The sequence below is a fragment of the Burkholderia sp. Bp8992 genome (genome assembly GCF_003853705.1).
Classification (GTDB): domain Bacteria; phylum Pseudomonadota; class Gammaproteobacteria; order Burkholderiales; family Burkholderiaceae; genus Burkholderia.
In genome coordinates this window covers 43,247-56,588 of sequence record NZ_QTQI01000039.1, presented here as the reverse complement: position 1 = coordinate 56,588, position 13,342 = coordinate 43,247, and the positions used below count along the sequence as shown (strand labels likewise).

The 13,342-nt window shown below is 64.5% G+C and carries 8 protein-coding genes; all 8 read left to right on the top strand.

What is annotated here, in order from left to right; translation table 11 throughout:
* On the top strand, positions 1-1,005 hold a 1,005-nt coding region (locus DIE03_RS35055), incomplete at its 5' end, for a hypothetical protein (protein WP_124456673.1).
* Between the two features lie 387 nt (positions 1,006-1,392).
* Positions 1,393-4,476, top strand: a complete 3,084-nt coding sequence (locus tag DIE03_RS35050) for an ATP-binding protein (protein WP_124456672.1) — start codon at positions 1,393-1,395, stop codon at positions 4,474-4,476.
* 122 nt (positions 4,477-4,598) lie between these two features.
* Positions 4,599-4,787, top strand: a complete 189-nt coding sequence (locus tag DIE03_RS35045) for a hypothetical protein (RefSeq protein ID WP_124456678.1) — start codon at positions 4,599-4,601, stop codon at positions 4,785-4,787.
* Positions 4,788-5,116: 329 nt separating this feature from the next.
* Positions 5,117-5,776 (top strand): response regulator, encoded by a 660-nt coding sequence (locus DIE03_RS35040; RefSeq protein ID WP_124456671.1) that lies wholly within the window; start codon positions 5,117-5,119, stop codon positions 5,774-5,776.
* Between the two features lie 45 nt (positions 5,777-5,821).
* Positions 5,822-8,806 (top strand): hybrid sensor histidine kinase/response regulator, encoded by a 2,985-nt coding sequence (locus DIE03_RS35035; protein ID WP_124456670.1) that lies wholly within the window; start codon positions 5,822-5,824, stop codon positions 8,804-8,806.
* Positions 8,807-9,359: 553 nt separating this feature from the next.
* The gene (locus tag DIE03_RS35030; protein ID WP_226105285.1) at positions 9,360-9,956 is read left to right on the top strand and encodes a fimbrial protein; all 597 of its coding nucleotides are present in this window, start codon (positions 9,360-9,362) and stop codon (positions 9,954-9,956) included.
* Positions 9,957-10,024: 68 nt separating this feature from the next.
* Entirely contained in the window at positions 10,025-10,744 is a 720-nt protein-coding gene (locus DIE03_RS35025; RefSeq protein WP_124456669.1) for a molecular chaperone, read from the top strand.
* A gap of 88 nt (positions 10,745-10,832) precedes the next feature.
* A complete protein-coding gene (locus DIE03_RS35020; RefSeq protein ID WP_221623710.1) occupies positions 10,833-13,322 on the top strand; it encodes a fimbria/pilus outer membrane usher protein in 2,490 nt (829 codons plus the stop codon).
* Positions 13,323-13,342 lie beyond the last annotated feature (20 nt).

Below are 13,342 nucleotides of genomic sequence, written 5' to 3'. Positions count from 1 at the left end.
TGCGGCGGCGGTGACGACAATTCCTCGCCCGCGTCGTCCGGCGGATCGGGCACGAGCAACAACGGCGGCAGCGGCGGGACGGGCGGCACCGGCGGATCGGGTTCGGGCGGTACGGGAAGCGGCGGCAATGGCGGTTCGGGTGGCTCGGGCGGCAGCACGCTGACGTGGCGCTACGAGGCCCAGCCTGTCGCGGCCGACAAGGCGAGCTTCCTGACGCTGGTCAACAACGAAGGCGCGAAGGGCTACCGCTATCTGGGCGACTACTTCTACAACGCGAGCAGCGGCGGTTCGCAATCGATCTTCGTGAACGACGGCACCGCCCAGACCTACACGTACCAGCTGCAGACGGCGCCGGCCGACATGGCGTCCTTCGTCAACGCGGCCAACGCGCAAGGGGCGAGCGGCTACCGCTACGAAGGGCCGCTCACGTACGGCGATCTCTATCGCAAGGATGGCGGCTCGTCGGCGACGTACACATACGCGACGGCGACGTTGCCGACCAGCCAGGACGCGTTCGTCACCCAGGCGAACGGCCAGGGCCACTCGGGCTACTGGTTTGTCGGCCCGATGATGGTGGGATCGGCGCAAGCGAACCTGTACATGAAGAACAATGCGTCGGGTTCGACCTATACGTACGATGCACTGACGCCACCAGCGGGCGTCGACGACTTCATCGCGCAGGCCAACAGCGAGGGCGCCAAGGGTTATCGCGCGAAGGGCGAGATGTCGTTCGGCCCTGCCAATCCGACTGGCGCCATCAATGTCGCGTGGATCTACGTGAAGGACCAGACGCAGTCGCCGACCTTCACGTACCAGTCGGCCACGATCCAGTCGACCGGCGCGAACTTCGTCCAGCAGGCGAACACGTTCGGCGCACAGGGCGCCGCGTATCTGAGCGATATCGCGCTCGGCGTGTCCTCGCCGGTGATGGCGTCATACTATTTCACGCCGAAGAACTGCACGGGCTTCCTGTGCACGACGCTGAATCCGCTCACGCAGAACTGAGCGGGCGTTTCCGGCGCGGCGGGACGGGGTTTCGTGCCCAACGCGTCGTATCGAGTGCCTCAGGCGCGCTGCGTCTACCGTGGGTGCGCCTTTTGCCGCCGGCTTGCCGGCGGTATTTCATTTGCGCGGCCGCCAGCCGCGAAGCGACGACGCAACTTGTCCGATCGGATAAGTTCCCCTACGCGATTTCGCGACGAAATTTCGTTCAAGTTCAAAATCATCGTTCAATCAAATCGGACGTGTACTAAAAGGATAATGCACGACTGATTTTCGCAGTGTCGTTTGGCATGATCGGGACATCGCTACCCCAAATGTACCCATCGTGATGCCCGGTCCGGCAGGGAATCTGCCGCATGTCCGTACCCTCGGGCGCCGTCACGCCGAGCCATGCCATACAGCACGCTTCAATCCATTCGCCGCTACCAGAGCATCTCGATGTTCGGGGGCGGCATCGTCGTCACGATCCTGATCCTGATCGCCTGCGGGCTCGGGATCACTTCGATCGTTTACGGTTATCTGGACGGCGAGCGGCGCAATTTCCTGAACGGTGTCGAGGAAACCGCCGACCAGGTGCAGGTGGCCGAGACGTCGTTCCGCAACGGCGTAACGAATACGCAATTGATCTGGCGCGAGCTCGGCGCGGCGCCGGCGGACGTCACAAAGGCGTTCTTCGATAACGGTCAGCAGCTTGCGATCACCCCGTTTCCATCGCTCGTGGTCGGCGTGCCGGGCGCAACCGCGCAACGTAACGAGGTCGCGCGTTACCTTGCACTGTCGTTCCTGCTGTCGCGCATCTGCGCGGCGAGCTCGATCAATCGTGGGCGCACGCTCGAGGGCTACCACTACAGCACGCGAACCGGGATGTTCGGGCTGGTGCCGCACCTGTCGCGCGACAACCCGGCGCTCGCGTCGGCCGATGCGCGCGCGAAGGTGTTCGATGCGCTGCACGTGGATTTCGACGTTCGGCCGCCCGCTCCGAACGATGGGCGGCCGAACGTCCGTTGGCTGCCGCCCTATCTCAATCCGGTCACGGGGCAGGTGCGCATCCGGCTGGCCGCCGAGGCGCGATCCGGCGGCCAGCCGTTCGCGGTACTGGTCACCGAATACGCGCCCGACTACCTGCTGTCATGGCTGCCCGAGCGCACGCCGGCCGGCGCGTTCTTCATCATGTCCGCGGACAATCGGCTCATTGCGATCGATCCCGGTGTCGAGCGCACGCACGCGTTGACCGAGCGCCTGTTGAGTCTTGACGTCGCACTGGGCGACCAGGCATCCGGCGAGCCGCTCTTTCGCGACGGCGCGATCGTGTTCCGCAGCAGGCTCGCGGCCACGGGCTGGACGATCGCCTATGCGCTGTCGTGGGCCGACGTGGCAGCCGGCATCGGCGTGCAGGCCGGTGCGCTCGCGGCGACGACGCTGTTTGCGATCGCCGTGATGTGGCTGCTGCTCGTCCGGTTCCACCGGCGCGTGCTCGTGCCGGTCTACGCGCGCTCGGCGCGCGTGTTCGACAGCGAGGCGTTGTGCCGCAGCGTGATCGCGATGGCGCCCGTCGGCATCGTTCTCGTGTCGTTGTCCGACCGGCGCGTGATGCTTGCGAGCGACGCGCTGACGCAGATGTTGCTGCCGCACGGCGGCGATCATCACGCGCTTTCCGCGCAGGTGCTGGAGAAGTACGACGCGTTCGTCGCGAACGGCGGAGCCGGCCGGACGATGATGACCGAGCTCGCGCTCGATGCACACGGCGATGCGCCGCTCCATCTCGAGGTCATCGCGCACAGTGCGCGTTACCAGGGCGAGGACGTACTGATCGCGGCGTTCGCCGACACGAGCGCGCAGCGCCGTCTCGTGCATCAACTCGAGGAAGCGGTGCGCGCGGCCGATTCCGCGAATGCGGCCAAGTCGTCGTTTCTTGCCGCGACGAGTCACGAGATCCGCACGCCGCTGAACGTGATCCTCGGCAATCTCGAACTGCTGGAACGCACGGCGCTCGATGCGTCACAGCAGAGCCGCGTGCAGACGCTGCGCGTGTCGGCCGAAGGGCTGCTCGCGATCGTCAGCGACATCCTCGATTTCTCGAAGATCGAAGCCGGTGCGATGTCGGTCGAGTCGATCGAGTTCGACGTGATTGCGGTGATCGAGCGTGAGCTTGCGGCATTCGCGCCGGTTGCGAAGGCGAAAGGGTTGCCGCTGTTCGCCGATATCGACGCGAGCGGCGCACAGCGCATGCGCGGCGACCCGACGCGGCTCGCGCAGGTGGTCGGCAACCTGTTGAGCAACGCAATCAAGTTCACGAGCGAAGGGCGCATCGTCGCGCGCGTGGCGGTGGCGCGAAGCCCGCGCGGTGCGCCCGAGCTCGCGATCGGCATCGAGGACACGGGCATCGGGATCGATCGTACGCAACAGGCCAGGCTGTTCAAGCCGTTTTCGCAGGTCGACGCGTCGATCACGCGGCGGTACGGCGGCACGGGGCTCGGGCTCGCATTGTGCGATCGGCTGGCCGCGGCGATGGGCGGGACGATCACGGTCGACAGTGCGCCGGGGATCGGCAGCCTGTTCACCGTTCGCCTGCCGCTGCACATGGGCATTGCACCGAAATGTCCCGTCGGCGCAGGGGCGGGCGCCGGCCGGACGCTGATCGTCGTGTCGCCGGAGGACGCATGGCGCGCGTTCGCGTTTCCGCATCTGCGTGCATGGGGTTTCGATGTCGCGATGCATCCGAGTCCGATCGGGATTGCCGCCGGGTGCCTCGCGCGTGCTCACGCGATCGTGCTCTTCGGCGATTCAGACCAATGGCGGCGCGAGGAGCTCGACAGCATCGGCGGCGGTACGCCGGTCGTGCTCGCCACGCCGGACGGCCCGCTACGGCCGGACGTCGCGGGCCGTACGATCCGCGTGTCGAGCTATTCGCTGAACGGGCTGCGCTTGGCGATCGAGCAGGCCCGCGTCGCCCCGGCCGAATTGCTGCGCGGGCGGGGCCGCGCGGCCGATGCCGTTCGGCCGGCGCTGCCGGCAATCAGCGCACGTGTGCCACGCGTGCTGATTGCCGACGACGCGTCAGTCAACGGATCGATTTTCCGCGAGCAACTCGATGTGCTCGGCTGCGTGGTCCGGTGCGTGTCGTCCGGCCGCGCGGCGCTCGATACGCTCGCTGGCGGCGCGTGGGATGTGCTGCTGCTCGGTGCCGACCTGCACGACATGTCGGCACTCGAGCTGGCGGAAGCTGTCCACACCCGTGCGCTGCCGTGCGACATGATCGTCGTCGCGTCGCATCTCGCGCCCGACGACGCCCGGCGTTACGCGGCGTCGAACGTCGAATGCGTGCTGACCAAGCCGGTGACGCTGGCCGATCTGCGCCGCGGCCTGGCACGCATCGCGCGGCGGCGCGGAATCGCATCTCCCGCCGGTGCGGCGGACGAGCGGTCGGGGGCGGCGGTCACGGCCGCCGCCGCGGCGCACTGGCCGGGACGATAAAAAGAGAAACAACGTCGGCGCGCTGTACACCGGCTGCGTCGGAACGGGGAAGGCAGGCACGCCGCATCGCTTCGGTGCCGCGTGATTTCGACTGAAGAAGGAAGGGTAAGGCCGTGCGCTATATGGGAAAGGTGTTCAGGCTGCTGCTCGGATTTGCGACGCTGCCGGAGAAATCCAGACGGGATTTTCTCATGCAGCTGAACGAATTCATGATGATGTCGCCATCGCAGAAGCGGCGGATCATCACCGAGTGGCAGCACGCCGCGGATGACGGATCGGGCGAATCCGACACCTCCGCGGTCAAACGCTAGCGGGCGGCTCCGGCCGCCGTGCGGAACGCGATGGATCGACGGCGTGGGGGCGCCGCCGATCGAACGCGTGTGGGCGTCGGATCCATGCAGGTTCGTGCTGCAACGCCGTGCCCGGCGAGGCTGCGACTGCATCGGATCGGGTGCGGGCGCAGGCCGCCATGCCGCATCGCACCGCCGCGATGCGGAACCCGTCTATTATCTTAAAATTACGCTGCGCACCGCCCGGTTCGCCGAACGTTGCAACGCGACCGTGTTGCGAGACCGATTCGAATCATGGCGCGTCGCACAACATGGCACGTAGGGCCACGTGTTTCGGGAGAAGAATGGAGATGGATGAATTTTTTGTGCGGGTCATGGTGGCGGACGATCATCCTTCGTCTGCACTCGGGATGTCTCAGGCGCTCGAGGGCGCCAGCACGATCAAGCTGCTCGGCGCCGTCTCGAATTCGACCGACCTCGTGGCGATGCTCGACGAGCAGCAGAGCGACGTGCTCGTGGTCGATTACGTGATGCCCGGCGGCAAGTACGGCGACGGCCTGTCGCTGCTGTCGTTTCTTCAGCGTCGCTACCCGGCGCTGCGCCTCGTGACGATCACGATGATCGACAACCCGAGCGTGCTGCTTGCGATCCAGAAGCAGGGCGTCGGGTGCATCCTGAGCAAGTCCGACGCGATTTCGCATCTGGTCGGCGCGGTGCATGCGGCGTTCGTCGGTGCAAATTATCTGTCTCCGTTCGTCAAGAAGCTGCTGGAGGAGTGCCAGCCGTCCGCGGGTATCCGCACGCTGACCGCCCGCGAGATCGAAGTCGTGCGGTTGTACGGGGCCGGCCTGACGGTCGGCGAGATCGCGGTCCAGCTTCATCGCAGCAAGCAGACGATCAGTTCGCAGAAGTCGAGCGCGATGAAGAAACTCGGCATCGTCCGCGATGCCGACCTGATCCGCTATGCAAGCGAGGGGCAGTTGCCCGAATTGCCCGGGACCGATGCCTAGTCGGGCGATCGCGGCGCGCGCCGGGGAGAGACTCCAAGAACAAGCATGCCCACGAAACTGAAAACGCTGCTTGCGCATGCCGCCGCGGCGGGCCGCAAGCCATTCGACCCGGGGCGCGTGCGGCGCCAGCAGCACGCATTGCTGTACGGCAGCGGCGCGGCGATTACGGCGTTTATCCTCGTGTGCGCGGCGCTCGTCGTGCGGCTCGAAGTGCTCGATTACTTCACGCAGGCTTCAGGGGCGTTTCTGCGGCGTGAGGCGCGGCTATCTGCCGAGCTGCAGGCGACGTACCTGCTGTCGGGGCAACAGGCGAACAACGCGATGAACCTCTGGAGGTTCGACAAGCAGGCATCGCGAGACGTTTTGCGAGAATTCACTGAGGGCCGCGGCAGGATAATCTGGCGCCGATCGGGCCAGATCGCGCTGATCGGACTGGCCGACATCACGCAGGATGATCGGGAGAGCCGGTATTCGCGCTATCTCGGCCTGATCATGCCGCAGTTGGAAGTGGCGCCCAAGGTGACCCCGGTTCTCCCGGGGTTCAACATTTACCTGATCGGTATCGACGGGAATTTCGTGGCCGTGGGCGGGGTCGGGGCCGCCACGCAGGCGGCCGCGTTGCCGGATGGGTTCCAGGTGAAGGGGCTGGCACGGCAGCTGATACCGTCCGATGCAGCCATCCCGCACAACGACGCGGTCCTGATCGAACGGCGTTTCGATCCGCTGCTCGGGCATCCGATCATGCGCTTCGTCCGCCGGCTGTACGACACCGACGGGCAGCCGTTTGCCTGGAGCGTCGTCGCCGTGCGTTCCCAGGTCGATAGCATCCTCGCGCCGCTTTCAGGCGACGAGGACTATGCACTGATCGATACGCGCGCACAACTTCTGGCTGGCGCGCAGCGCAGCAGCGACATGATTCCCCGCGCGCTCGACCATGCGAACGATCCGCAACGCGAGCGGGTGTTCGTGCATCGCGTCGGCACCCGTTTCGTCATCAGCGACCGCTTGCCGAATTCCGATCTGGTGCTGATGGCGACCTTCTCGTGGCGCAGCGTCATGGGCGCCGTCGCGATACCGGCCGGCCTGACGGTCGCCACCGCACTGCTGACCATTGCACTGCTATGGATCTCGATCGTTACGTTCGATCGGCGTGCGTTGCGCCCCGCCAACCGCCGTGCGATTCGCCTGATCGAGAGCGAGGCCCTCAACCGCACGCTGATCCGCACGGCGCCAGCCGGACTCATGCTGCTGTCGCTGGCCAATGGTGACACGATGGTGCGCAATGACGCCGCCGAGGCCTATGGTGACGCCGGAACGGCGCCGTCGCTCGGCAAGCGCATCTGGCAGGCTTACCACGCCAGTATCGCGGGCGGGCGGGCGCCGCGCGTCGTCGTGCACGAGTTGCCGGTCGACCTCGCCCACGGCCGGACGACCTATCTCGCCGCGCATATCGTCCGTACGCGCTATCGCGGCGTCGACGTGCTGCTCTGCACGCTCACCGACATCACCGCGCGCAAGCAGGCCGAGGACAAGCTGCGCGAGGCGCGGGAAGCTGCGGACGACGCGAACAAGGCGAAGTCGACCTTCCTCGCGACAATGAGCCACGAGATTCGTACGCCGCTGAATGCAATCGTCGGCAATCTCGAATTGATGGCGCGCGCGGCGTTGCCGGCGGACGAGCGGCGGCGCCTGCAGACGGTGATGTCGTCATCGGATGCGCTGCTGCGCGTGATCAACGACGTGCTCGACCTGTCGAAGGCCGAATCTAACCAGATGGTGCTGGAGGCCATGCCGTTCGATCTGCGCGCGGTGTTGCACGACGTCGCGGCGATCTTCCGTCCGCTCGCGGAGGCGAAGCACCTGGCGCTCGACTGCCGGATCGCGCCGGAGCTGGCCGACGGCTATATCGGCGATCCGACCCGGCTGCGCCAGCTCGTATCGAATCTCGTCAGCAATGCAATCAAGTTTACGGAACGTGGTAGCGTCAGCATCGGCGCGCGGCTGGCGCCGGCGGCGGGAACCGCGCAGCGGCTCGAGATCGCGGTGCGGGACACGGGCATGGGCATTCCTGCCGACCGCTTGCCGTCTCTATTCGACGTCTACATCCAGACGGATGCGTCGATCTATCGCCGCTTCGGCGGTACCGGGCTCGGATTGCCGCTGTGCCGCCGGATTGCCCGGCTGATGCACGGCGATCTGGCAGTCGACAGCCGGGCGGGCGAAGGCACGGCGATCACGGCCATGTTGCCGCTGCCCGCCGCGCCTGCCGACTGGCGGCTGGCGTTCGAGGAACCGGATGCCGAGGTGCCGGTCGCGCCGGCCTGGCCGCACGAGGACGAAGCGCCGTTGCGTGTACTCGTGGCGGAAGATCATCCGGCGAGCCGCGCGTTGCTGCGAGATCAACTCGATGCGCTGCACTACGACGCGACGATCGTCGCAAACGGCATCGAGGCGATGCGTGCGTATTTTTCACATCCGTTCGACGTCGTGCTGACCGATCTCGGCATGCCGGAGCTCGACGGGTTCGCGCTCGCAAACTTCTTGCGCGAACAGGGTGCGAAGGTGCCGGTGATCGCGATGACCGCGCATGCGACCGACGAAGACCGCCGGAGGTGCACGGAGGTGGGCGCGGTCGAGGTGGTGCTCAAGCCGCTGTCGATCGATGCGCTCGAGGCGGTCTTGCGGCGGCACGGGATGCGTGGCAATTCCGTGAACACGTATTCCGCCGATTCCGAAGTCCTCCAGCCACCGGCGATGACGGACGAAATACGCGACAAGCTGCGTAGCGCGACGCGGCACTCCTTGGCAGTGGTCGAAGATGCGCTGGCGCGCGGCGATGTCGATTGCCTCGGGCGCGAACTCCATTCGATGCGCGGCGGTTTCGCGCTGGCGGGCATGGTTGAGGCAGGTGATGCGTGTGCGCGCGGCGAGCGCCGGCTCGCCGAAGGCGGCGTGAACGCGCTCTTGCTCGACTGGCCGGAAGCGAGGGGCGTCGTCGAGGCCGCACTGTCGAGATTGGCCGGCACCTGAAAAACGTCGGCTTGGCGACCGTGCGAGGTTCAATACGAGGATGTGTTCTACAGACTTGTATTTCGATCAGGACAGCGTTGCAAGACCCTGTTCGGGCACCGGTCGTTATATTCCTCTTGAAAGAAGACTGGCGGTTTTATGACGTCGGCCTGTTTTCGTATCTTCAGTTGATCCCGCTTGTTCATTGGTGGCCGACGTGGCGCGCGGCCGAAATCGGCGGCCACGCTGATTTTCGGTGCTATTTCGGAGCCGGAAAGCGGCGTCGTACCGTGCCGGAACGTTTATTCGCACCCTATCGCGCGTCTTCGGCGAATCCCCCTGCGCTCGACTCACGCTCGTGACTCTCGGTGCATAGGCGTTCGGCAAGCGTCTTGAATCTTTAGAACTATTTTACATTCCGTTGCGCGGGCGGCCAAAAACATTAATTTCGTACTCGTACTAGATATTTGGGGGTTTATATCGGTCGCGGACTAGATACGGATTTCTTATTGATTGGCATCATTGATCCCGCTCTGTAAGGAGTTAATCAATCACGTTTCATTTGGAGAAAATCGTGGCTCTCAACAAGAAGATTCTCGCATTCGCAGCAGTCGCAGGTATGTTCGCAGCTGGTTCGGCCATGGCGGCCGACGGCACCATCAACTTCACGGGCAACATCACCGCGGCATCGTGCTCGATCACCGGCGGCTCGGGCACGAACGTGACGGGCGGCAAGGGTAGCCAGGACATCGCGGTCAACCTCGGCACGGTCGCCGCGGATTCCATCGGCGGCACGGCAGGCCACGGCATCGCCGGCGGCACGTCGATCAACCTGAATCTCGACTGCGGCAACACGGCGACCGACCTGACGCTCGTCAAAATGAAGTTCGATCCGCAGTCGGGCTCGGGCATCGACGGCAAGAACAACAATCTGCTGAAGATCTCGGGCACGGCAACGGGTGTCGGTATCGGTGTGTACGACAGCAACAACAAGCTGGTGAACCTGGCGGCGAACGAAACGGTCAACGCGCCGCTGGTCAAGGGCGGTACGGACGAAGCGCCGGTTTACACCGCCGCACTGAACATGCGTGCCGGTTACGTCGCGAACGGCGAGAAGATCGACGCCGGTACGGCCAACGGCACGCTGCCGTTCACGCTGTCGTACGAGTAAATCCCCCAATCGAGCGGTGGCATGGCACGTCGTGCCGTGTCGCCGCCGCCTCCAGATTCAATTCCGTCATGAAGAAAAAGCTCATTGCCGGGCTGGTCGCGGCCGGCTCGATGTTGTTCGTGTCCATTCCGTCGCATGCCGGCGTTTCGTTGTCCGGCACGCGCATCGTTTATCCGGCGCAAAGCAAGGAGACGTCGGTCATCGTCAAGAATCAGTCGAAAGACGACGTGATGATCCAGTCGTGGCTTGAATTGCCGGACGGCAACAAAGGCGACCTGCCCTTTGCGATCACGCCGTCGCTGAGCCGCCTCGGCGGTGACAAGCAGCAAATCCTCCGGATCTTCTATGCGGGTGAAGGGTTGGCCGCCGATCGTGAATCGGTGTTCTGGCTCAGCGTGCAGGAGATCCCGCAAAAATCCAAGGGCGACAACTCCCTGCAAATCGCGGTTCGGCAGCGGATCAAGCTCTTTTACCGGCCTGCCGATCTATCCGGCAAGCCCGAAGATGCCCCGGGGCAGCTGAAGTGGCGTTGGAGTGAAAGCCACGGCAAGCCGGCACTGGAAGTCGTCAATGACACGCCGTACTTCGTATCGCTCGGCCACGCGAGTCTCAAGGCCGGCGGGAGCACGTACCCAGTCGTGACCGAAATGATCGAGCCCAAGTCGTCGAAGCGCCTCGCTGTCAAGAATTTGTCAGGAAACGCACTGCCGGCGAATACCAAAATTGAATTCAGTTCGATCAACGATTTCGGCGCAACGGTCGATACGCAATCCGACGTGACGAAGTAACGCGACGGTGTGCGGGTCAAATCGATTCTGCAAGTCTTGATAGATACGTTGTACTAACAAATATTGTATGAGGGGCGCGTAGTCGGACATGAACACTACTGTCAAGAAAATCGTAGAGGCATGCCAGCGCGCGTCCTGTCTGATGGCGCTTGGCGCCGCGTTTGCGCCCGTTGTGGGGCAGGCCGCCGAGTTCAACGAGATGTTCCTCAAGAAGGGGGACGGGCCCGTCGAGCTTTCGTATTTCGAAAAAGGCAGTTCGGTTGCACCGGGCATCTACGATGTCGATGTGTCGCTGAACCAGCAACGTGCGAAGCGCGAGTCGATCCTGTTCAAGTCCGATGCATCGGGCGAAGTCCGGCCCGTCATCACCTACGGATTGTTGAAATCGCTCGGCGTCGATGTGAGGCGTCTCGAGCGAGAGCACCGGCTGGAGCAGGGGCTGGCGGATGACGCGCCGATCGACTTTGGTGCGCTGGTGGACGGCGCGTCGACGAGTTTCGACGTCGGGACCCTGACGCTCGACGTCAGCGTGCCGCAGATCTATGCGCCTGGGCAAACGCGCGGCTACGTCGATTCGTCGCTGTGGGACGAAGGCATTACTGCCGCCTATTCGAATTATCAGGCCAACTTCAGTCACAACACCGATTCGGGCTACCGAAGCGACTACGCCTACCTCGGGCTGCGCAACGGGCTGAACATCGGTGCATGGCGTTTGCGCAACGAATCGGCGGTGTCGTGGCGGCGCGGTAGCCCGTCGGATTTCGCAGCGAACCGAACCTACGTCGAGCGCGACCTTCAGCGTATCAAGGGCCGGCTCTCCGCGGGCGAGGTGTATTCGTCCGGCGAGATATTCGACAGCGTGCGCTTTCTCGGCGTGCAGGTCAGCTCCGATACCGGGATGCTGCCGGACAACGAAGTCGGCTATGCGCCGGTAGTGCGCGGCATCGCGCAGAGCAACGCGGTGGTCGAGGTTCGCCAGAACGGCTACGTGATCTATTCGACGTCGGTGACGCCGGGCGCGTTCGAGTTCCGCGATATCTACCCGAGCGGCTCGAACGGCGACCTCGAGATCCGTATCATCGAATCCGACGGTAGCGTGCGCACGTATCGGCAATCGTATTCCTACCTGCCGGTCATGATCCGTCGCGGCACGATGCGCTATGCATTCTCGGCCGGGCAGTATCGCGGTTACGGGCAGTCGCGGCCGAAGTTCGCGCAGGGCACGCTGGTCTACGGCGTGTCCGACAACCTGACCGGCTACGGCGGCTTCATCGGCGCCGAGCGATACGCGGCGGTCGCACTTGGCGTCGGCTACAACTCGCGATTGGGCGGTGTGTCGTTCGACATCACGCACAGCCAGTCGAATGCGCCGGGCCGCAAGGCGAGCGGGCAGAGTTTCCGGTTCCTGTACTCGAAGACGCTGGCGGCAACCGATACGACGTTCACGATGGTCGGCTATCGCTACTCGACCGACGGTTATCGGACGTTGAGCCAGCACGTCGACGATCTCGATCGCCAGTGGGGCAGCGGGTATCGCCGCCAGAAGAGTCGCGTCGACCTGAACATCAACCAGTCGCTGGGCACGCGCGGGTCCGTGTACGCGAGTGTCGGCGATACGAGCTACTGGAACCAGGGCGGTTCGAGCCGCAACATCCAGCTCGGCTATAGCGGTGCGCTGAAAAATCTGAGCTACAGCGTCGCGGTGGCGCACACGCGGGATTCGGGGCCGTTTGGCCGTTCCGATACCCAGTTCACCGCGTCGGTCAGCATTCCGCTCGGCGGCAGCACCCGATCGCATCGCCTGTTCGCGAACACGGTCGCGTCGACGAACGGCGACATGAGTTCGCAAGTCGGCCTGAGCGGTTTCCTGAACGACTCGAATACCGTCAACTATTCGGTGCAGGGCGACTACCGCAAGCACAACGGTGGTTCGGGGGGCGTGGGCCTCGGCTGGGACACGCCGTTGGCCAAGTTGACGACGAACTACAACCAGTCGGGCCATGGCAAGCACGTCGATGTCGGCGTGGCTGGGTCGGTTGTCGCACATGGCGGCGGCATCACGCTGGGGCAGACCGTCGGCGAGACTTTTGCGATCGCCGAGGTGCCGGGCGTGCGCGGCGCGCGTTTCACGTCGTCGACGAGCATCAGCACCGACCGCCGCGGTTACGCGATCCTGCCGTATGCGCAGCCGTATCGCTACAACTGGCTCAACATCGATACCGAGAGCCTCGGCTTCGATACCGACCTGACCGACAACGCGAAGTCGGTGGTGCCGACGCGCGGTGCAATCGTCAAGGCGAAGTTCGCCGCGGAAACGGGGCGACGGGTTCAGTTCGACGTGACGACGGCAAGTGGCGGCAAGGTGCCGTTCGGCGCGACCGCCTATGACGAGAACGACAAGGTACTCGGCATGGTCGACAACGAGTCGCGCGTGCTTGTGTTCGGCATCAAGGAACAGGGGCGTCTGTCGATTCGCTGGAGCGAGGGCTCGTGCGAAGGCGGCTATGCGTTGCCGGAGCGGAAGAAGGCCGTTGCCTATGAGCGCGTGGCGATGAGCTGCAAGATGGCAGGTCGATGAGTGCCACATGAGGTGGCGGA